Origin of the sequence: Saccharopolyspora gloriosae, assembly GCF_022828475.1 — a bacterium.
In the GTDB taxonomy this organism is placed as follows: Bacteria; Actinomycetota; Actinomycetes; order Mycobacteriales; family Pseudonocardiaceae; genus Saccharopolyspora_C; species Saccharopolyspora_C gloriosae_A.
Window position 1 is genome coordinate 913,566 of sequence record NZ_CP059557.1, and the last position, 20,319, is coordinate 933,884.

At 70.7% G+C, this 20,319-nt stretch carries 14 protein-coding genes and 2 pseudogenes; 8 read left to right on the top strand and 8 right to left on the bottom strand.

Translation table 11 applies throughout. From position 1 onward, the window contains the following. Nucleotides 1-62: 62 nt before the first annotated feature. From H2Q94_RS03930 to H2Q94_RS03940, 3 genes and pseudogenes are all read right to left on the bottom strand, one after another. Nucleotides 63-569, bottom strand: a pseudogene (locus H2Q94_RS03930) (GtrA family protein); the annotation flags it as partial. Between the two features lie 573 nt (nucleotides 570-1,142). Further along, nucleotides 1,143-2,081, bottom strand: a complete 939-nt coding sequence (locus H2Q94_RS03935) for a hypothetical protein (protein WP_243792100.1) — start codon at nucleotides 2,079-2,081, stop codon at nucleotides 1,143-1,145. After that, nucleotides 2,027-2,980: a sigma-70 family RNA polymerase sigma factor gene (locus H2Q94_RS03940; RefSeq protein ID WP_243792102.1), complete on the bottom strand. Its 954-nt coding sequence runs from the start codon at nucleotides 2,978-2,980 to the stop codon at nucleotides 2,027-2,029. The genes H2Q94_RS03935 and H2Q94_RS03940 overlap by 55 nt, the downstream gene beginning before the upstream one ends. Nucleotides 2,981-3,328: 348 nt before the next feature. Here H2Q94_RS03940 and H2Q94_RS03945 point away from each other — a divergent pair, with 348 nt between their 5' ends. The 4 genes and pseudogenes from H2Q94_RS03945 (at nucleotide 3,329) to purE (ending at nucleotide 6,802) form a co-directional block, all read left to right on the top strand. Continuing rightward, nucleotides 3,329-3,814 carry a hypothetical protein gene (locus tag H2Q94_RS03945; RefSeq protein WP_243792104.1) on the top strand — a complete coding sequence of 162 codons (486 nt, stop codon included), beginning with the start codon at nucleotides 3,329-3,331 and terminating at the stop codon, nucleotides 3,812-3,814. Further along, the gene (locus H2Q94_RS03950) at nucleotides 3,808-4,128 is read left to right on the top strand and encodes a hypothetical protein (RefSeq protein ID WP_243792106.1); all 321 of its coding nucleotides are present in this window, start codon (nucleotides 3,808-3,810) and stop codon (nucleotides 4,126-4,128) included. The genes H2Q94_RS03945 and H2Q94_RS03950 overlap by 7 nt, the downstream gene beginning before the upstream one ends. Nucleotides 4,129-4,481: 353 nt before the next feature. Further along, a pseudogene (locus tag H2Q94_RS03955) lies at nucleotides 4,482-5,665 on the top strand (5-(carboxyamino)imidazole ribonucleotide synthase). 615 nt (nucleotides 5,666-6,280) lie between these two features. Further along, complete coding sequence (purE, locus tag H2Q94_RS03960; RefSeq protein ID WP_243792108.1) at nucleotides 6,281-6,802, top strand: 5-(carboxyamino)imidazole ribonucleotide mutase; 522 nt, start codon at nucleotides 6,281-6,283, stop codon at nucleotides 6,800-6,802. A gap of 40 nt (nucleotides 6,803-6,842) precedes the next feature. Here purE and H2Q94_RS03965 read toward each other — a convergent pair whose 3' ends face one another. Both H2Q94_RS03965 and H2Q94_RS03970 read right to left on the bottom strand, forming a co-directional pair. Further along, a complete protein-coding gene (locus tag H2Q94_RS03965) occupies nucleotides 6,843-8,915 on the bottom strand; it encodes a lasso peptide biosynthesis PqqD family chaperone (RefSeq protein ID WP_243792110.1) in 2,073 nt (690 codons plus the stop codon). Between the two features lie 326 nt (nucleotides 8,916-9,241). Then, nucleotides 9,242-10,024 carry a thioesterase family protein gene (locus tag H2Q94_RS03970; protein ID WP_243792113.1) on the bottom strand — a complete coding sequence of 261 codons (783 nt, stop codon included), beginning with the start codon at nucleotides 10,022-10,024 and terminating at the stop codon, nucleotides 9,242-9,244. 192 nt (nucleotides 10,025-10,216) lie between these two features. On the opposite strand from H2Q94_RS03970, the gene H2Q94_RS03975 reads away from it, so the two are divergent. Beyond that, the gene (locus H2Q94_RS03975; protein WP_243792115.1) at nucleotides 10,217-10,651 is read left to right on the top strand and encodes a DoxX family protein; all 435 of its coding nucleotides are present in this window, start codon (nucleotides 10,217-10,219) and stop codon (nucleotides 10,649-10,651) included. 207 nt (nucleotides 10,652-10,858) lie between these two features. Here H2Q94_RS03975 and H2Q94_RS03980 read toward each other — a convergent pair whose 3' ends face one another. From H2Q94_RS03980 to H2Q94_RS03990, 3 genes are all read right to left on the bottom strand, one after another. Next, on the bottom strand, nucleotides 10,859-11,572 hold the full coding sequence (locus H2Q94_RS03980; protein WP_243792118.1) for a TIGR03089 family protein: 714 nt from the start codon (nucleotides 11,570-11,572) through the stop codon (nucleotides 10,859-10,861). Between the two features lie 217 nt (nucleotides 11,573-11,789). Continuing rightward, nucleotides 11,790-13,025 carry an LCP family protein gene (locus H2Q94_RS03985; protein ID WP_243792120.1) on the bottom strand — a complete coding sequence of 412 codons (1,236 nt, stop codon included), beginning with the start codon at nucleotides 13,023-13,025 and terminating at the stop codon, nucleotides 11,790-11,792. Nucleotides 13,026-13,367: 342 nt separating this feature from the next. After that, complete coding sequence (locus H2Q94_RS03990; protein ID WP_243792122.1) at nucleotides 13,368-15,137, bottom strand: LCP family protein; 1,770 nt, start codon at nucleotides 15,135-15,137, stop codon at nucleotides 13,368-13,370. Nucleotides 15,138-15,401: 264 nt separating this feature from the next. Between H2Q94_RS03990 and rfbB the strand changes: the two genes are divergently transcribed. The 3 genes from rfbB (at nucleotide 15,402) to lanKC (ending at nucleotide 20,304) form a co-directional block, all read left to right on the top strand. After that, the gene (gene rfbB / locus H2Q94_RS03995) at nucleotides 15,402-16,391 is read left to right on the top strand and encodes a dTDP-glucose 4,6-dehydratase (RefSeq protein WP_243792124.1); all 990 of its coding nucleotides are present in this window, start codon (nucleotides 15,402-15,404) and stop codon (nucleotides 16,389-16,391) included. Continuing rightward, nucleotides 16,388-17,338: a dTDP-4-dehydrorhamnose reductase gene (gene rfbD / locus H2Q94_RS04000; RefSeq protein ID WP_243792127.1), complete on the top strand. Its 951-nt coding sequence runs from the start codon at nucleotides 16,388-16,390 to the stop codon at nucleotides 17,336-17,338. The genes rfbB and rfbD overlap by 4 nt, the downstream gene beginning before the upstream one ends. Before the next feature lie 428 nt (nucleotides 17,339-17,766). Continuing rightward, complete coding sequence (lanKC, locus tag H2Q94_RS04005; RefSeq protein WP_243792129.1) at nucleotides 17,767-20,304, top strand: class III lanthionine synthetase LanKC; 2,538 nt, start codon at nucleotides 17,767-17,769, stop codon at nucleotides 20,302-20,304. Nucleotides 20,305-20,319: the final 15 nt, after the last annotated feature.

The window sequence follows — 20,319 nt, forward strand, 5'->3', positions numbered from 1 at the left end:
TCCGGGGACGAGGTACCTGAGCGGCCCGGCTCGGTGTTCCCGCATCCCGGAGCGGAGTCCGCGTCGTCGGCCGGCTCATCCGGGGACTCGTCCGCGGGGAACACCCACCTCCGGAACGCCCACCAGCGGAACACCATGCCCAGGATCAGACCCACGATCTGCGCGGCCGTGAAGTCCGCGATCTCCTCGACGAACCTGCTGGTGTAAGGGGTCTGCAGGTGCAGCGCGTACCGGGAGAACCACAGCGGCGCCGCGTACAGCGCCACCCCGATGCCGCTGAACAGGAAGTACAGCGTGGCCTCGTGGTGGCGTTCGCGGCCGCCTCGGGTGCGGAACGACCACTCCCGGTTCAACACGTACGACACGATCGTGGCCACCAGCACGGCGATGACCTTCGCGGTGACCGGTTTCGGCACCAGGATCGTCAGCTTCAGCGCGTAGAAGATGGCCGAGTCGATGAAGAACGTGCTCGCCCCGACGATCGCGAACTTGACCAGTTCACGATGCCGCATCGCACGATCCCGCAACGGGAGCGGAACACGGGCCAACACGGTCTCCACAACTGACATCGCCGCGATTTTAACCGGCCGAGCTCAGGCTTCTTGAACTTGCGTCGTTTTCGTCGTTCGCTCGGCCGGAGTACCGGCGCTCAGCGACCGGGGGCGTCGGGCAGCGGCCACCAGTCGTGGTGCCAAGGGCGCGGTGCGGGTGAGGGTTTCGGGGGCAGCAGCGGTTCCAGGAACGGCGGAGCCGGTTCGGAGTCGCCGGGCGGCTGAGGCTCATGGGAAGGCTGGGGCTCATGGAAGGTTCGGACGGCGCCGGTTCCGTCGACTGTTCCGGGGACTCGGTGGGTTCCGGAGGCTGAGGCGGTTCGCTGGGCCGGGGCGGTTCGCCGGGCCGGGGCGGTTCCGGATGGAGCGGGTGCTCGGGCCAGCCCGGCAGCCAGCAGTGCCACGACTCCGGCGGGCGAAGCGGCCAGCCGGGGGGCAGCGGGCAGGGCTCCGGCGGGGCCGGGGACCACGGGTACCAGAGCCGGGCCGTGAGCTCCGTGCTGTCGTCGGCGGTGCCCAGCCGTGCGCTCGCCGGGATGGTGACCTCGCGTTCCTCCCCGGTTCCGCCGCGCCGCTCGGTCGGCAGCGCGGTCAGCCACACCTTGCCCTGGTAGGACTCGCCGGGGTCCAGCTCAGCCGAGCAGTGCAGCTCGTCGTCCTGCGGCACCAGCGAGCACTCCGGGGGATCCCCAGCGCGTGCGCGCCGTCGGGCAGGTGCGTGACGGCCTCCGCGCGGCCGCGGGTCACGCCGGTGTTGCGCACGTCCAGGAGCAGGCGCAGCGGTGGGCCTTCCGGGATGTCGTCGCCCAGCAGCAGATCGTGCACCGGGTGCGGCGTGGTCGACAGCGCCACGTCCACCCCGTCCCCGGAGCGCAGCTTGACCTGGATCGCGGACAGCGGCAGGTCCAGGTCGGCGCCGGCGAGGATGCGGGCGCTGATCTCGCCGCCCGTGGCGTTCGCGGCGGCCGTCGTGTGCAGATCGAAGGTGAGCTGCTCACCGGGGTTCAGGCCGCGTTCGGAGGTGCACTGCACTCCGCCCGTCCAGCCTTCGCAGCGCACCGGCGGACCACTCGCGGCGGCCTCGGCGGCCCGGGCCGCCGAGGTCCGGGCTGAGGCGGGCGCGGTCCCGGCGGGGCCGGACTGCACGGTGGTCACGCCGGGGATCTCCGAGCTGACGCCGGGCGGCAACGTCAGGATCGCCGTGACCGGTTCGGACGGGCCGGTGCCGGAGTTCGCCACGTTGATCGGCAGCGCCACCGGATCGCCGCCGGGCACCAGCGTCAGCGGCTTCGTCGGGCCGTGCGCGTCGAGCTGCGGGGTCGCCGGAGCGGGCGGTGCCGGTCGCGGCGCCGGTGCCTGCGGGCGCTCCGGTTCCGGGGGCAGCGGCGCGGGAGGCCGAGGTGCCGGCGCTGGTGCGGCGGGGGGTGGTGGTGGCGGAGCGGAAGCGACCGGCTGCATCGGCGCGGTCCCGGAGGTCAACGCCAGCGCCAGCGCGAGCACCAGCGCGCCCGAGGCCGCGGCCCCGGACACCGCCTGCCGCGGCACCGCGCTGCCCGCGTTCGCGGCCGAACCGGCACCCGCGCCCGCGCCCGCCGCGGCGGCGGTCGCCGTCGCGCCACCGCCGGACAACAGGTAGGCCGTCGCGCCCGTGCCGATGACCAGGGGCGCGATGATCGCGCGCAACCCGCCGTTGACGTCGGCGAGCTCCGCCGCCAGCCCCGGCACCGGTCGCACCCGTCGAGGTGGTTGTCGACCTGCGCGGTCTCCCGCTTCGACAAGCCGTCGCGCGTCCACGCCCCGAGCCGATCGGCCGTGGCCCGGCAGGAGGCCACACCGGGCTCGTCGTCGTTCAGCGAGCCGAGGTGCACCTGCAGGTACGCCTGGCGTAAGCCTTCGCGCGCCCGGTAGGCGAGCGCGGACACGCCGTTCGGCGTGAGCCCGAGCAGCGGGCCGACCTGGGAGGGCGTCTCACCTTCGATCTCGATGTGCCAGAGCACGGTCTTCCAGCGCTCCGGCAACCGGGCGAAGGCTCGTGCGGCCATCGACCGTTCCAGCCCGGCCATCGCGGTGTCGGTGAACGGGACGCTCACGTCCGCACCGGACACCTCGGTGACGTCCTCGGTCAGCTGCACCTTGCGTTCCCGGCGGGTGCGGTCGTAGGCGACGTGGCGCAGCGAGGTCAGCAGGTAGGCGCGGAACGCCGTGGTCGGGCCGCGGCCGTCGCGCAACGTGGACAGCACCTTGGCGAACGCTTCCGACACCAGGTCGTCGGCCTCGGCTTGGGATCTCGCGACCTGCCTGGCCATGTTGTGCGCGGCGGCGACGTGGCGTTCGTAGAGCGTCCCGTAGGCCTCTGTCGAACCGTGCCGGACGGCTTCGATCAACTCGCCGTCGCTGGGACCCTGCGCTTCGGCCGGGGCTGTGGCCACGCCGCACCTTCCTTTGTGTGGTCCGCTGTCCGGGATGTATCGCTGTTCGGTTCCGCAGTCCCGTCGGAACCCGGCGCGCGCCGCCCCGTCGGAGGCGTGCGGGGTTTCCGGTGCCGGTGGCCGCTGCGGAGCGGGCCGCCGCTCGACCCGGCCGACCGGACCCGTCCGGACACCGCCGATCGGAGCAGATCGGCTATATCGAACCATCCGCGGCACCGGTCGTCGATCCGCCAACGTGATGCGAATGAGCGCCGCGCCCCATTGTGATCGACGACTCCGCGGTCCTTGCACGCAGTGTTCCGTCATGATCGAACGCGCTGGTCGTCTCCCCTGTGAAAGGGGGTCAGGATGAGCAATTGGATTCAGGGCTGCAACGGGGTCGACAGGTCGTTGCGGATGCGCTGGCGCACGGCCAGCCTCGCCGCGGGCTGGCCGTTCCCGAGTGACTGGGGTGTGCGGGCGGTGGACGCGCTGTGCCGGGCCATGGCACTGGGCGAGGACCTCACGGTGCCGCTGGGCAGGCTCGGCGCGGCACGTGCGGAGGCCGGTGTCGGGCTGGCCGAGGCACTGCTGGACGTGGCGGCACTGCACGCGGTGAGCATCGACGACGGCACGGACGGCCTGGTCTCGCCCGATCAGGACGCGGTGCCCGCGTGGCTGTTGCGCCCGGTGGCGCTCGGCTGGGCGGACGTGCAGGCCGAGTACTCGGCGGGACACGAGGTGCAGGACCCGCTCACCGGGCTGACCACGGCGTCCTACCTGCGCACTCGGTTGCACGAGGTGTACCGGGGGCGTTCGCGACGGGCAGGCCGGCCGACGCGGGCCACGTGCTGATCACGGTGTCGCTGGACATCGAGCCGGAGACCGGCGGGTATCCGCTGATGATGGCGATGGTGCTGGCGGCCGACGCGTTGCGCGAGGTGTTCGACTCGGGCGAGACGGTGTCCCTGCTGCGTTCCGACACGGCGGCGGTCCTGGCTCCCCGCGAGCCGCACCTCGAATCCCGCTGCGACCGCGTCCGCTCACTCGTCCACCGCCGAATCGAAGGCGACCCGGCCCTGCACCCGGTAGGCCCGGTCCGAGTCCGCGAGGCACCTCTCCCCACCGACCACGCCACAGCCTGCGCCATGCTCGGTTCCCTCGACTGACCAACCCACCCAGGCGAAACCACCCTTCGCAACGAAACCCGCGAACAGCGGCAAAACAACCCTGCCCTGCACCCAGAGGCCATACTTCGAAGCGAAGCCCATGCCTTGCGGCGAAGGCCGTGCCTTACGGCCAGAGGCCGTGCCTTGCGGCGAAGGCCGTGCCTGGATGCGCGTCAGCGCATAGCCCACGTAAGCAGGGTGACCACCGGCGGGTTCTCAGTGAGCCTCTCGCGAGGACAGCTTTTTCCCTCGTGGAGCCACTTGGGAAAAAGATCCCGCAGCGAGAGGCTCACTGAGGTTCCGCTACCCGAGCACCAAAGCAGAAAGACCAGGCCAGGTAGGCTCCCCAGATCGTGGACCATCGCATTCGTACTCCTGTCGTTGGCATGATCGGTGGTGGGCAGCTCGCGCGGATGACCCACCAGGCGGCCATCCCCCTGGGCCAGTCCTTGAAGGTGCTGGCCGTGTCCTCGGACGATCCGGCGGCGCTGGTCGCGCCGGACGTGCAGCTGGGCGCGCACACCGACCTGGATGCGCTGCGCACGTTCGCGCAGGGTTGCGACGCCGTCACCTTCGACCACGAGCACGTGCCGGGTGATCACTTGCGGGAGCTCGTCGCCGCGGGGGTCGCGGTGCACCCCGGTCCGGATGCGTTGCTGCACGCGCAGGACAAGCTGGTGATGCGCCGCAAGCTCGCCGAGCTGGGCTTGCCGGTGCCGCGGTTCGCGGAGGTCACCGAGGTCGCGCAGGTGCTGGAGTTCGGTGCCGAGCACGGCTGGCCGTGCGTGCTCAAGACCGCTCGCGGCGGCTACGACGGGCGCGGCGTGTGGATGTTGAACACCCCGGAGAGCGCCGAGCGCGTCGTCGGTGAACTGCTCGACGGCGGTGCGCCGTTGCTGGTGGAGCAGCGGGTGGCGCTGCGCAGGGAGCTCGCCGCGCTGGTCGCGCGCTCCCCGTTCGGGCAAGGCGCGGCGTGGCCGCTGGTGGAGACGGTGCAGCAGGACGGGATCTGCGTGCAGGTCCTCGCGCCCGCCCCGGACGCCTCGGAGCGGCTGCGCAACGAGGCGCAGGACATGGCGCTGCACATCGCCGAGTCGCTCGGCGTCGTCGGAGTGCTCGCGGCGGAGCTGTTCGAAACCGCCGACGGGCTGGTGATCAACGAGCTGGCGATGCGCCCGCACAACTCGGGCACTTCAGCATCGAGGGCGCCCGGACTTCGCAGTTCGAGCAGCACCTGCGCGCCGTGCTGGACTACCCGCTGGGCAGCACGGAGCTGACCGCGCCCGCCGTGGTGATGGCGAACGTGCTGGGTGCGCCGACCGAACCGAAGATGGGCGTGGACGAGCGGATGCACCACTTGTTCGCGCGCTTCCCGCACGCGAAGGTCCATTTGTACGGCAAGGCGGAGCGCCCCGGCCGCAAGGTCGGCCACGTGACGCTCCTCGGCGACGACATGGCAGAGACCCGCCGCGAAGCGGAACTCGCCGCCCACTTCCTCTCCCACGGAGAATGGCCAGACGGCTGTCCGATCCACTGAACTTTGTTCTTGTTGCTGGGCTCTTTCTGTTTGGGGTCGGGTGGCGGAACCTCAGTTGGTCTCTCGCTGCGGGATCTTTTTCCCTAGTGGCTCCGCCACGAGGGAAAAAGCTGTCCTCGCGAGAGACCAACTGAGAACCCGCCGGTGGTCGGATTTGTGACGTGGGCTATGCGCTGACGCGCATACAGGCACGGCTGCGCCGCAGGGCACGGCTTGCTTCGCTGCCGTAAGGCACGGCCTTCGGCCGCAGGGCACGGCTGCGCCGCAGGGCACGGCTGCGCCGCAGGGCACGGCTGCGCCGCAGGGCACGGCTGCGCCGCAGGGCACGGCTTGCTTCGCTGCCGTAAGGCACGGCCTTCGGCCGCAGGGCACGGCTGCGCCGCAGGGCACGGCTTGCTTCGCTGCCTTTTGTCGTCGACTGCACGGCTGCGTTGCGAGGCAGGTGGGGCTTCGGCTGTCCTTCGCTGTCGGAAGGTGTGGTGAGAGTGCGGGAGCAGGTGGGGTTCGGGTGGCTGGTGAGATGGGGGCGTGGTGCGTACGTGCGGCGCCGAGACGATCAAGGGGTGCGGAGGTCCGGTGCGGACTCCGATGCCCGGTGCGCGAAAGGATCCGGAGATGACGCAGCAGCGGCCGCTGGTCGGTGTGATCATGGGCAGCGACTCGGACTGGCCGGTGATGCAGGCGGCGGGGCAGGCCCTCGCGGAGTTCGACGTTCCCTTCGAAGCAGGCGTGTACTCGGCGCACCGCACGCCGCAGCGGATGCTGGACTACGCCCGTGAGGCCGCCGACCGCGGCCTGCGGGTGATCATCGCGGGGGCGGGGGGAGCCGCGCACCTGCCGGGCATGGTGGCCTCGGCGACGGTGCTGCCGGTGATCGGGGTGCCGGTGCCGCTGAAATACCTGGACGGCATGGATTCGCTGCTGTCGATCGTGCAGATGCCCGCGGGCGTTCCGGTCGCCACCGTCTCGGTCGGCGGGGCGCGCAACGCCGGGCTGCTCGCGGTCCGCACGCTCGCCGCGGATTCAGGTGAGATCGGAACCCGGTTGCGCGCGGCCATGGCCACCTTCCAGGCCGACCTCGAAACGATGGTCCACGACAAGCACAACGCCCTCCAAGACCGCGTCACCGAAGGCTGAGCGAGCTGGTGAGCGCCCGGGTGAACGGGCGCTCACCAGGTCAGTGCCCGGTGGTCTCCAGCAGGGCCGCGGTGCGGAGTCGCTCGACGATCGCGGTCACGTCCTGCCTGGCGACGTGTGCCGGGATGCGGTGCCGAGCGGCGAGTTCGCTGGCGATGCGGTCGGCGTCCTGCCCGATCAGCAACCCCCGCAGCACCTGGGTTCCGGTGCGGTTGAGCCGCCAGCGGCGGCCGGTGCGTTCATCGAGCAGCACGGTGCCATCGGTGACGTCGGTGGGGTCGACGTCAGGACGCAGTCGCAGGTGCATCGGTCCTCCCAGCGGTACCTCGGGTGACACCGCGCAACCAGGTCTCGCAGCCCAGCAGGTGCTCCAGCGCGACCAGGATGTGCGGTTCGACGTGCGGCGCCAGCAGGTGCTTGCGCAGCACACCGGTGTCGATGAGGCCGTGCACCGCGAGCTCGGAGTCGGCGAACAACGCCAGGATCGCGTTGCGGTTGCGGCGGAAACCGATGTGCACGTCCGCGCCGCCCCCGCCTCCGGTACGCCCGCCTTGATCGAGCGGTGCAGCACCGCGTCCGGTGCGGTGCCGCGTACGGCCTCGGCCAACAGTGGCTTGTACCGCCAGGGTGACGCCCGTTCGTCGGGGCGTACGGCGATCGCGGTCTCCACCACCCGGTCGTCGTAGTACGGCAGTTCCAGGCGCACCCCGGCTTCGGCGTAGTGCCGGGCGAGCTGCCGGTAGGCGGGAGCCGCCGTGCGCAACGCCGTGAGCAGCTGGTGCTGCCCGCGATCGGCGGCCAGCGGCTCGGCGGTGAGCCCGGCGGTCCGCAACGCCGAACGGGCCGTGCCCACCGTCTCCGCGCTCGCCCACGGAGCCGCGCGCAGCGGTGCGACGCCCCAGTCGAGTGCGGGCGTCGCCGGGTGCGGCGCGGTGAGCTGGTCGGCCTGCTCCCGCCACCAGTGCGACACGTCGTGCGCGGCCAGCAGCGCGGACAGCGTCGGCAGCACCGGCCACCGCTGCCGCGCGCGGTAACCGCGCAGTTGCCGAATCGTTTTCACCGGTCGGTTCCGCAGCAGCGAATGCAGATATCCGGGCGGGCCGTGGAAGAGTTCGTCACCGCCGAAACCGGCGAGGTGCCGGTGCACGCCGTGTTCGGCCAGGAACTCGCCGCAACCGTTAATTCTGGCGAGTTCCCGGAAAAGCGGTGACGGCTGCTCCTGATCCGTCGTGGTGCCCGGGTCGTCGAATGCCGAGGGCATCTCACGAGGATCCAGCACCAGGTGTTCGACGGTGCCCAATTCCTTGGTGGATTCGGCGGCGAGCCGCCCGCGCTCGCTCTCGGTTTCCCGGCGGTTGAATGTGACCAGTTCCGGATTCCGAGCGGCGGCCAGGAAGCACAGCGCGGTCGAATCCATTCCGCCGGAGAGGTCCGCACCGGATCGGCCCGTCGCGGTGTCCAGCGCCGAATCGAGCGCCTCCCTGGTGTTCCGGGCGCCGCGCCGCAGCGGGACGTCCGGTTCCGGTGGTCGCCACCAGCGCACCCGGTGCGCCTGGCCGTCCGCGATTCGCAGGTACGAGCCGGCGGGCACGGCGCGAACCCCGGACCAGACGGTGCGTTCGTCCAACGGCGGCCCGGCCGGTCCGGTGGCCACCCGCAGCGCCAGCGCGTGCTCGTCGATGCCCGTGCCGGCCAGCTCCGCGAGCAGGTCGGCACGGTCACCGGCGATCGGCACGCCGTCGATCCGGGTGTGGAAGACCTGCCGCAGGCCGGAGATCCCGCCCTGCACGCGCACGTCGCCGCCGACCGACGCGGCGAGGTGCACGCCGCCGGGCAGCCGGTGCAGCACCGCGTCCAGGTCGGTGACCGAGCGCAGCCCGCGCACGATCGAGGCGAGCCGGCCCGCGTCGATCGGGCAGTGCCCGAGCAGCGCCACCCGGATCGGGCCGAGCGACACGGGGACCAGGTCCTCGAGGGGGAAATGACCTACCAGCCACGGATTTCCCGAGTCGTGCGCGAGCACGATCCGGCCTTGCGGGGAGAAACGGTCGACGATCTTCTGCAGGCCCGGCACGTCGGGCAGGGTGATCCACCCTGAATGATGGGGGCGCATGCTCATTCCATTCTTGGGTCGGTCCGGTTCGCCGAGCACGTCGGGAATGAATTGGCCGAGGAGGACTCGGGTAATTCCACGATTTCCACCAGGGCGGGAGTTTCGTATTTCTCCGAGGTGAGCTGCTCGTCCATTAGTGCCTCCGCAGCGGGTTCGTCGACATGGATTCATGTCGACGATCACACTGCTAGGTGGCCGGAGGGGGCACAATGCCTCTGGGGCGAGAATGACCCCATTCGGTGAAATAGGTACTAGTCACGTAACGAATGGGCCGGGTGAAATGCGATCCGTATCGGGAGGATCGTCTCGGCTTGAGCCTCGCGTGCTCAGCCGAGCCGGTGGGCCAGGACCGCTTCGTGCGCGGTGCCGACCGGCCCGCGTTCGTCGAACAGCCGCGCGCGGGCCACCCCGATCCCGGTGGGTTCGACGTTGCGTTCCATCTCCATGCCGAGCCACTCGCCGATGGGCTCGCGGTGCAGGTACAGCGTGATGTCGCTGTTGATCCACGGGCCGAACAGGGTGCCGATGGGGCTGCCCGCGCTGATGCAGTCCACCAGGATCGCGACCTGGCACAGCGGACTCGTCCGCTCCCCGTCGACCAGGGGGAGCGGTATCCGCATCCACGCTTGGGAGGGTGAGCCCGCGAACTGGTCGCGGACCCATCGCACCTGAACCACGTCGTGCACGCCCCACCGCAGGCCGAGTCCGTCCGGCAACAGGGACGTCTCCGCGACGTCCGTCGGCCCGGCGAACGGCGTGCGTTCGATCTCGGGCTCGCCGTCGAGCTCGCTGCGTCGCAGCACGTGCGCGGTCGCGCGCGTGACCTCGGTGTCGCCTTGGCTGAGGGTGATCTCGACGACGCGCAGCCGTTTGCCCGCGCGGACCGTGCGGGTGGCCACGGCGAGTCCGTTGCGGGGGACGGGGCGGTGCAGGTCGACGGTGAGCCGGGCGACGAACAGGTCGGGTTCGTCGAGGGTGTTCTCGACGGCTCGGGCGATCAGCCCGGCGATCGGGCCGCCGCCGGTCAGCTCGCCCCACGGGTTGCCCGCGGCGTCGGTGGGCACGAACAGGTCGTCCTCGCGGCGGAACAGGCTCTCGTCAGCACGCACGCCCGGATGCTACTCGCCAGTATCTTACTTTGGGTAGATGCGGTGAGCTGCGTCGTCCGGGCGACCTCGCCCGCTGGCATCCGGACGAATTTCGGGCGCAGGCGGAGGGCCGGGAAGCTGGCCCGTCTTTATTTGAAGGTTCACGTATATGCTGGGGTGCCGATACCCCGAGCTTCTTTGAAAGGTGAGCTGATGCAGCACCGTCTCCGCGACGTCACCCTCCTGCTGGCCAGGTTGGTCGTCGGCGTGACCTTCGTTTTGCACGCGTACCAGAAGTTCGTGCTCAACGGCATCTCCGGCGTCAGCGCCGGATTCGAGCAGATGGGCATCCCGCTGCCCGGAATCGCCGCCTGGTTCACCGCCCTGGTCGAACTGCTCGGCGGGCTCGCGCTGATCGTCGGGGTGCTGCTGCCCGTCGCCGGCGTGCTGCTGGCCGCGGTCATGCTCGGCGCCCTGGTCACCGCGCACCTCAGCAGCGGCTTCTTCGCCACCGACGGCGGATTCGAATACGTGCTGGTGCTCGCCGCGACGAGCCTCGCCCTCGGCTTCAGCGGATCGAAGTACACGCTGCAGGGCCTGTTCCAGAACCGCGGCACCGAGTCGCGCCGCGAGACCGTCGACGCCTGACCTGCTCGCGACCGGACTCGGTCGCGCGGCACCGGTGACGCTGCTCGGTGGTGACGTCACCCGGGGAAGGGCGGGGCTGGACGATCCCGGGGGAGCGGTCGTCGAGCCCCGCCCCGCCCTGAGACGAATGCCTCCTTCGCCCGCTCCCATCGGTCCAAGCGGCCATCGACTCCACCGGTGACTCCAGGTGAACCTGGTCGGCGGCGGTCAGCCGGTGAGCTCGGCGGTGGTCTTCTCGTCGGAGCGGCGGCGTTCGGCCTTCGCCGGGTCCGGGTTGCTCACCTGCACCAGCGAACCCTGCACGGACAGCACCGACAGCAGCCCGTCGAGCACGCCTCCCGGCAAGGTCCAGTCCATCGTGGACAGAACGCGGACTCCGGAGTCGAAGCCCAGTTCGGCGGCGCGGCCCGCGGCCAGCCCGAGCACCTCGTCGACCGTGGAGCCCAGCAGTGCCGGTGCGCTGCCGGGAATCGACGTGCGCGGAGCGAAGTCGTCACCGTGCACCCGGACGTCCGAGACGTAGTCCACGACCTCGCCGGGCAGCCCGCGCACCGGGCCGCCCATCGCGTCCAGCCCCACCGCGGCCACCACGTGCGCGCTCGCACCGGAGTTGATGTCCGAGCCCGGCACGAACGCCACCTCGGCGCCCTTCGGGTCGTCGACCACGTGCGCCCCGCACCACCACGAACCCAGCAGCACGCCCAGCGTCTGCCAATGCGCGGGAAGCGCCACCGACACAGGCGCCCCCGGCTCCAGGTCGATCTCGTCGACCAGCCAATTCGCCGTCTTCGCCGCCCAGTTCGCCACGGTCGCCCTGGACAGTTCGACGCGGGCGCCGGTGGCGTCGTCGTAGTGCGTGATCAGCGGTTTCGGGGAACCCGCGGCCACCATCGGCCCGAGCAATGCCTGCGTGATGCTCATTGCTCCAGCGTATTGGGTCGTTTTGCTTTGATGGTCGGGTGGCGGGTTCTCAGCCGTCTTCTCGCTGCGGGATCTTTTTCCCTCGTGGCGGAGCCACTAGGGAAAAAGCCGTCCTCGCGAGAAGACGGCTGAGAACCCGCTGCGGTGCCGGTTGCCGGGGTGGTCGCTGCTCAGCGGCTTCGCCGCTGACAAGACGACGAAATCCGGTGCGGCGTGGTCAGTTCACGCAGGGGATGCCCGCCGAGGTGATGGCCTCGGAAGGGGGCGGAGCGTTGTTCTGGCTGCGGGCGGTGCCGTCGAGGTCGAGCGGGGAGCTGCCGCCGAATCCGGCGGTGGGCACGAGGCCCGCGATGAATCCGCGCACCTGCGCCGGATCCACCGTCACCACGCTCTGCCCGTGCTCGTCGCGGTCGGTCAGCGAGCGCACCGGTAGCGTCACGAACCGCACGCTGCCGGAGGCCAAACCCTGCATCTGGGCCGCGAACTCGGTGACGTTCCAGCTCTGGTCGAGCACCACCGAGCGCCGTGCCGCGTCCTGCAGCCCGGCGAGCTTCGCGGGGTCGGTGAGCGTGCCGGTCGACAACAGCTTGTTCGTCACCGCGGCCAGGAAGACCTGCTGGCGCACGATGCGATCCAGGTCGCCGCGCGGCAGGCCGTGGCGCTGCCGCACGAACGCGAGCGCGTCGCCGCCGGAGATGGTCTGGCGCCCGGCGGCGAAGTCCGCGCCGGAGTCCTTGTCGCTGGTGGCCTGGTTCAGGCACACCTCGACGCCGCCGAGGGCATCGGTGACCTCGTAGAACCCGAGCAGATTGACCTCGGCGTAGCGGTCCACCCGGACCCCGGCGAGTCCTTGCACGCTCTGCACCAGTGCGCGCTGGCCCGCGAGCTGCGCGCGGCGTTCGGCGTCGGCCCCCGAATCGGAATCACGTCGTGCCGCGGCGCTCTTGGCCAGGCCGTACACGGCGTTGATCTTCTGGGTGCCGTCGCCGGGCATCGGCACCGAGGTGTCGCGCGGCAGCGACACCGCCGTCGGCTGGGAACCGTCGTGCGGGACTCGCAGCAGGATCAACGTGTCGGTGTTGAGCCCGTTGGTGCTCTCGGTGCGCAGCTCGCGCAGGACGCTCAGCGGCAGCGGTTCGCCTTGGGCGTCGGTGCGGCTGTCGTTGCCGACGAGCAGCAGATCCGTGGCGCCGTCGTCGGCGGGCGGAGCGTCCGGCGTCTCGGTGAGCACGGCGGAACTGCTGACCTCGCCGCTGAGCCGGTCCAGCGCCGTCCAGCCGGCAGCGGTGATCACCAGCACGCCCGCCGACAGCAGTGCGATCAGCGTTCGCCCGGTGATCCGCAACCATCGACGTCCGCGGCCGCCGGTGGGCGCGGAGGTGTCCGCGGGCGCCCGGTCCTCGGCCGGTTCGGCCGCCCGGTCCGCTTCCTGCGGCACCTGTTCGTCGGCCACGGTTCCTCCCCCGATACTGCGGCCCGCCCCCGGTGACGATCCGCCCCGACAGCGGGTTGATCACGAGGTGCTGATCCGGCTTATGAGTCTTATCAGAATGATCTGGGCAACGGGCCGGGTAGCGGAACCTCGGCGTCTTGCTCGTTGTGGGTTCGATTCCGGACGTAGCTCCTCGCGCCGCGAAATCGCCTCGCGGGGAAGCCGCCGGCGTTGTGCTCGGCCGGGTCGCTTTCACCGAGCCGACGACCGAAACCGTGGCGCCAGGCCGCTCAACCGGATCACCCCGCCGACCGGGCTCGGCGAGCCCGGTTCGACGGGGTGATCGGTTCGTGCGATCTCCGATCAGTTCACGCAGGGCACTCCGCCCGCGTTGATCGGCTGGTCCGGTCCGCCCTGCTGCTGCAGCGGACGCGGTGCCGCCTGCTTGAGGCCGTCGAGCCGGAGCTGCTTGGCACCGGCGAAGTTCTGCGCTCCCGGACCGGCGTAGTCGCTGCCCAGGTACACCTCGACGGAACCGGAGCTGAGGTTCTCGCTCGGCTTCAACGGCAGCCCTCCGAGCGAGTCGGCGACCTGCTGGGCGACGGCCTCGTCGCCCGGTGCGTGGTACACGAGCGAACTGGGCATGGAGTCGGCGTTGGAGCTGCCGCCCTGCGCGAAGCCCTCCTCGCTGAGAGAGCTGAGCACCTCGCTGGCCAGCCCGGTCTTGCCGGAGGCGTTGAACACGCTCACGGTCGTGCCGCTGCGCTGCTCCTCGGCGGCCTTCGCCGCCTGCTCCTTGGCCTGCCGTTCCTCCGGGGGCAGCAGCAGGTTGTCCACGAACTGCTTGACCTCGCGGGGGTTGGCTTCGACGTCCTCGGCGCCCGATTCGCCGACGAGCTCGATGGGGATCGTCTGGAAGTCGATGTCGCCACCGGCGATGCCGGACATCTGCTGGGCGAAGTCGACCACGTCCCAGCCCTGGTCCAGGACCACGGACTTCTTCAGCGCCTCCATCAGCCCGCTGAGCTTGGTGGGGTTGCTCAAGGTGCCGCTGGAGAGCATCTTGCCCGCCAGGCCGGACATGAACACCTGCTGGCGCACCACGCGGTCGAGGTCGCCGCGCGGCAGCCCGTGGCGCTGGCGCACGAACGCGAGAGCGTCGGCGCCCGCGATGGTCTGCGGCCCCGACTTGAACACCGCGCCGGAGTAGTCGCTGTCGTCCACGTCGTCGAGCAGGCACACGTCGACGCCGCCGACGGCCGTGGTGATGTCGTGGAAGCCGAGCAGGTTGACCTCGGCGTAGTGGTCGATGCTCGCCCCGGACAGCTCCTGGATGGTCTTGATCAGGAACTTCTGGCCTTCGGCCTTTGACTGGAGTTCCAGCTGCTTCGGGTCGGTGACGCCTTCGGACTGCAGGCGGGCGTGCGCGTCGCTCTTCGCCCGGCCCATGGCCGAGTTGAGCTTCTGCTCCCCGTAGCCGTTGCCGAGCTGCACCATCGTGTCGCGCGGGAAGGACACGGCGCTGGCGCGCTGACCACCGTTGGGGATGCGCATCAGGATCATCGTGTCGGTGAGGTCGCCGCCCTCGTCGTCGGTGGTGCGCAGCGACTTGAGCACGTCTTCGGGCAGCGGGTTGCCGTCGGCGTCGGTTCGGCTGTCGTTGCCGATGAGCAGCACGTCGGTGGCGCCGTCGGGAGAGTCGAACCCGCTGCCGATGACGTCGCTGCCGGAGAGGCCGTTGTTCAGGTTGCGCAGCGCTCCCCACGCGTAGCCGGTGCTGCCGAGCACCAGGACCGACAGCAGCGCCACCAGGGTGCGCCCGATGGCGCCGGCGCGGCGGTAGGACGAGCGGGGCCGGTCGGATTCGTCCGGCGGCGGCGGGGCGGGAGGTGCCGCGGGGTTGCGCGGTCCCTCGCCCGCGGGCCGCCGGGGTGCCGGGCGGTCGGGCGGGGCGGATCGGTTCTGGGGCGCGGGGCGGCGCGGTTCGCCGCCGCCCGGTCGTCCCGCGGGTGCGGGTCCACCCGGCCGGGGCTTGCCCGGAGGGCCGGGCTGACCGCCCTGCGGCCCGCGCGGGGGGACGGGCCTGCCCGGCTGCCCTGGTGGGCCACCTGGCCGTCGAGACCGGTCGTCCACGCCGAATCCTCCTTGGGCCTGCCTGCGAGCGTTACACCCCGCCGGGGTGATTTTCCGCGGGGTCACCGTGCAGGCTAACGGTGATCTACCGAAGGGGTTGCGCGCGGGAGGGACCATCGGGGTCACTCGAATGACGTAAGCGCTTGATCACCGAGTGTGGTCCAGTACCGTGGTTTCACTCGTTTCCCACGTGGCAGACTGCGGGCGAAGACCCTAGTCCTGGTCCGGATCCGACGGTCCGTCCCACCACTTGTGGAAGGTCTCATGCGAATTCTGATCACCGGTGGTGCCGGCTTCATCGGGTCGCACTACGCGCGGCAATTGCTCGGCGGCGCCTACCCGGAGTTCGCCGACGCCGAGGTGGTGGTGCTGGACAAGCTCACCTACGCGGGCAACAAGGCGAACCTGAGCACGGTCGCCGACGATCCCCGGCTGCGCTTCGTGCAAGGCGACATTTGCGACGCGGCGCTGGTCGGCGAGCTGATGCGCGGCGTCGACGTGGTCGTGCACTTCGCCGCCGAGTCCCATGTGGACAGATCGATCCTGGGGGCGTCGGACTTCGTCATCACCAACGTCGTCGGCACCGACACCCTGCTGCAGGCGGCGCTGTCGGCGGAGGTGGGCAAGTTCGTGCACGTCTCCACCGACGAGGTCTACGGCTCCATCGATGAGGGTTCGTGGCCGGAAGAGCACCCCCTGGAGCCGAACTCGCCGTACTCGGCGGCGAAGGCCGGTTCGGACCTGCTGGCCCGCGCCTACTTCCGCACCCACGGCCTGCCGGTGTGCGTCACCCGCTGCTCCAACAACTACGGCCCGTACCAGTTCCCCGAGAAGATGCTGCCGCTGTTCATCACGAACCTGCTCGACGGCAAGCAGGTGCCGCTCTACGGCGACGGCGGCAACGTGCGGGACTGGCTGCACGTGACCGACCACTGCCGGGGCATCCAGCTCGTCGCCGAATCGGGGCGGCCGGGTGAGATGTACAACATCGGCGGCGGCACCGAGCTCACGAACCGGGAACTGACCGAGCGGTTGCTGGCAGAACTGGGCGCGGACGCCTCGATGGTGCGTCCCGTCGAGGACCGCAAGGGCCACGACCGCCGCTACTCGGTGGACCACACGAAGATCAGCGCGGAGCTGGGCTACCGGCCGACGGTCGATTTCGACGAGGGACTCGGCGACACGATCCGCTGGTACCGGGAGAACCGGGCCTGGTGGGAACCGCTGAAGTCGGCGGGGCTGGTCGCGGGATGAGCGAGACCGAATCGGCCCGGGTCTGCGAACCGGGTGAGATCGCCCTGCTGGTGCCGGGCGGCCGGGGACAGCTCGGCCGTGAGCTCAACCGCCGGGCGAAGGGGATCGCCGGCGTGGTGCACGCACCGGGATCCGGCGAGCTGGACATTCGCGATGCGCAGGACGTCTCGGACGAGGTGGACGCGTTCGCCGAGGCCGCGCGGGACAACAACCTGTGCCCGGTGGTGATCAACGCGGCCGCGCACACGGCGGTGGACGCGGCGGAGAGCGAACCCGAACTGGCGGCGGCGATCAACGTCGACGGGGCGGCGGCGCTGGCCCGAGCCTGCGCGGCGCGGCGGGTTCCGCTGGTGCACCTGTCCACCGACTACGTCTTCGACGGCACCGCCGACACGCCCTACGAGCCTGCCGACGTGACGGAGCCGCGCGCGGTGTACGGGCGCACGAAGCTCGCGGGGGAGCGCGCGGTGCTCGCCGCCGCCGACCGGGCCTGGGTGGTGCGCACGGCGTGGGTGTACGGCGCAGGCGGCGGGAACTTCGTGAAGACGATGGCCCGACTCGCCGGGGAGCGGGACACGGTGACCGTGGTCGACGACCAGATCGGGGCGCCGACCTGGACCGGTGATCTCGCCGCGGGCCTGCTGGAGTTGGCGGGTCTGCTGGCCGTGCGCCGCGATCCGGCGCAGCGGGTGCTGCATTGCACGAACGGCGGGCAGGCGAGCTGGTTCGAGTTCGCGCGCGCGGTGTTCGCGGAGATCGGCGCCGATCCGCAGCGGGTGCTGCCGTGCACCACGGCGGACTTTCCGCGGCCGGCGCCGCGGCCCGGGTATTCGGTGCTGTCGCCGCGGTCGTGGGCCGAGGCGGGGCTGAGCCCGCTGCGGGACTGGCGTTCGGCGCTCACCGACGCGTTCGCGCAGGACGGCGCTGCGCTGCGCGGCGAGTCCTGACGGCGCCATCCGGCTCGGCCGGGCGCCTGCGCGTATTGCACTGATGCACTGTTGTGCAGCTCTTGTTCGGGTCGTGCAATGTCGAGATGTGCGATCGGCGTTTCGGTGCACGCGTTCCCGTGATTTCCGGTCCACCGGCATTCCTGCATTTGATTCCGGGTGCGCGAGTCCCGGCTGCTCTGTTTCGGCTGGAAAGATGGCCGTTACAGGCAAACGAGTGATTCGAGAAGTCTTCGGATTTGGCTCTTCGCGTTCTACCTCGCGGTAACGAGACCGAAGTAGTCACTCTTTGAGGCCAGTGCGATCACCGATTCGGCGGGTTGGCATTTTCCGGTCGCCGTGAGGAAATTTCACGGCGACCGGCGAAGTGTCGTGCCGACTGGGGTGTCGCGGAAAAGTCTTGATCATTGCTCGGTGAAAGGTCTGCCATGGATCTCCGGTATGAAGCTTTCTGCTTCGCCGATCCGCTCTTCTACGATGAGCGCAACGGCTCCTCCGGCGATCCCGGTGAATACTCGCGGCTGCTGACGGTTCCGGAACTTCCGAGCTGGTGGGACGGCACGTCCGGGATCTGGCGGATGCTGCGTCCGAGCGGTGTCGACCTGCCGAAACAGGGCTGGAAGGTGCACGTCTCGGCCACCATCGACAACGCGGGAAGAGTCCTCCGAATCGTGGGCGAACATTGCCTGCGCAATCGGATCGCGTTCAAGCACCTGCGTGATCGCGCCGAGCTGCTGGCGCGGAACTCGAAATACGCGCCGCGCTCGGGTAGCGGCAAGTTCATCACGCTCTACCCGGTGGACGACAATCACCTCGGAGTCATTCTCGCCGAACTCTCCGAAGTGCTCAACGGCGAACCCGGACCTTACATTCTGAGTGATCTCCGCTACGGTTCCGGGCCGCTTTACGTGCGATTCGGCGGATTCGAGCCGCGCTGGGCGGAACTCGACGGAACCCGGGTGCCGGCCGTGGAACGGCCCGATGGCGTGCTCGTTCCCGACGTGCGCGGCCCCGGATTCTCCACGCCGGAGTGGGTGCGGCTGCCGGAGTTCCTCGAACCGCACCTGGCCGCCCGCAAGAACGGTGCGCCCGCGCGATTCCCGTACCGGGTGAACTCCTCGCTGCACTTCTCCAACGGCGGCGGTGTCTACCGCGCGACCAGGGAGTCCGACGGCGCCGACGTCGTGCTCAAGGAAGCCCGCCCGCACGCCGGGCTGGACCGCGACGGCACCGATGCGGAAGTCCGGCTGCACCGCGAACACGAGGTGCTGCGCCACCTCGACGGCATCGCGGGCGTTCCCGCCGCGCACGAACTGTTCCCGGTGTGGGAGCACACCTTCCTGGCGATGGAACCGATGCCCGGCCGATCGCTCGGTTCCTGGCTGGCCAGGAACTACCCGCTGACCCGGCGGCACGTCACCGCCGAGGACCGCACCCGGTACGCGGATCGTGTGCTCGCGCTGCTGGACCGGCTGCGGGACCTGATCACCGAGGTGCACGAGCGCGGTGTGGTGTTCGGTGACCTGCACCCGTTGAACGTGCTGGTGGACGAGGACGATTCGGTCGCGCTGGTGGACTTCGAGCTGGCCGCGGTCGACATGGACTCGCCGCGTCCCGCGCTCGGCGCACCCGGTTTCCGCGCACCGGCGGGCACCACCGGGCCGGACGTGGACCTGCACGCGATGGCCGCGCTCGCGCTGTGGATGTTCCTGCCGCTGAACCCGCTGCTGGAACTCGCGCCGGGCAAGCTCGACGCGCTCACCGCCATCGTCGGCCGCCGGTTCAACCTGCCCGCCGACTACGGCGCCGCGCTGCGCGGCAGGTTGCTCCCCGGCGGTGCCGTCGCCGCGACGACCGAACTGGACCAGCCGGCACCGGACTGGGGCATCGTTCGCAAAGGACTCGTCGAAGGCGTGCTCGGCACCGCCACCCCGGACCGCGCGGACCGGCTCTTTCCCGGCGACATCGAACAATTCCGCTCCGGCGGCACCGGATACGCCTACGGCGCGGCGGGAGTGCTGCACGCGCTGGACGTGGCGGGGGCGGGTCGCTACCCGGAACACGAGCAGTGGCTGATCGACGCGGTGCGCCGCACCCCGCCGCAACGACCCGGCCTGCTCGACGGAGCGCACGGCATCGCCCACGTGCTGGAGAACCTGGGGCACCGGGAACCAGCGCTGGAACTGCTCGACGCCTCCGCCGGGCTCGCCCGGGGGACGAAGGACCACGGCTACGCCGGTGGTCGTGCGGGAATCGCGCTGAACCTGCTGCACTTCGCGCACACCCGAGACGACGGCGAGTTCCTGCGCCGCACGCTGAACATCGCCGACCGGCTCGCGGCCGAACTGCCCGAGGCGCCGCCACCGGACGAGGTCGGCCGGGCCGGGCTGCTCGACGGCTGGGCCGGACCGGCGCTGCTGTTCACCCACCTGCACGACGTCACCGGCGAGCGGACCTGGCTGGAGCTCGCCGACCGCGCGTTGCTGCGGGACCTGGACGAATGCGTGCGGGCCGACGACGGTGGGCTGCAAGTCCGCGACGGCGGCGCTCGCACACTGCCCTACGCGGCGGTCGGCAGCGCGGGCATCGCGCTGGTCGCCGAGGAACTCGCGCGGCGGCATCCCGAGGCGGAATGCCTGCGGTGGCAAGGGGATCTGCTGGCGGCCTGCCTGGGCGAGTTCGTCATCCACCCCGGCCTGCTGTTCGGCCGCTGCGGTCCGCTCGCGGCGCTGGCGGCGGCGAACCGGCGCAGTCCCGATCCCGGCTGGGCGGACGCGATCGGCACTCACCTGGCGGCGCTGGGCTGGCACGCGCTGCCGATCGGCGACGGCGGCATCGCGATGCCCGGCAACCAGCTGCTGCGGCTGTCGATGGACGTCGCCACCGGCGGAGCCGGAGTGCTCGCCACCGTCGCGGCGGTGCTCGACGGCCACGGCCGAGTGCTCCCGTTCTTCGGCACTCGATGAGAACCGCGCCGCGCG

What these genes read in the sequence shown, in the direction of transcription:
- H2Q94_RS03945 (WP_243792104.1), top strand. Translation starts at nt 3,329, where the DNA reads ATGAGCAATTGGATTCAGGGCTGCAACGGGGTCGACAGGTCGTTGCGG.
- purE (WP_243792108.1), top strand. Translation starts at nt 6,281, where the DNA reads ATGACGCAGCAGCGGCCGCTGGTCGGTGTGATCATGGGCAGCGACTCG.
- H2Q94_RS03965 (WP_243792110.1), bottom strand. Translation starts at nt 8,915, where the DNA reads ATGCGCCCCCATCATTCAGGGTGGATCACCCTGCCCGACGTGCCGGGC.
- H2Q94_RS03975 (WP_243792115.1), top strand. Translation starts at nt 10,217, where the DNA reads ATGCAGCACCGTCTCCGCGACGTCACCCTCCTGCTGGCCAGGTTGGTC.
- H2Q94_RS03980 (WP_243792118.1), bottom strand. Translation starts at nt 11,572, where the DNA reads ATGAGCATCACGCAGGCATTGCTCGGGCCGATGGTGGCCGCGGGTTCC.
- rfbB (WP_243792124.1), top strand. Translation starts at nt 15,402, where the DNA reads ATGCGAATTCTGATCACCGGTGGTGCCGGCTTCATCGGGTCGCACTAC.
- rfbD (WP_243792127.1), top strand. Translation starts at nt 16,388, where the DNA reads ATGAGCGAGACCGAATCGGCCCGGGTCTGCGAACCGGGTGAGATCGCC.
- lanKC (WP_243792129.1), top strand. Translation starts at nt 17,767, where the DNA reads ATGGATCTCCGGTATGAAGCTTTCTGCTTCGCCGATCCGCTCTTCTAC.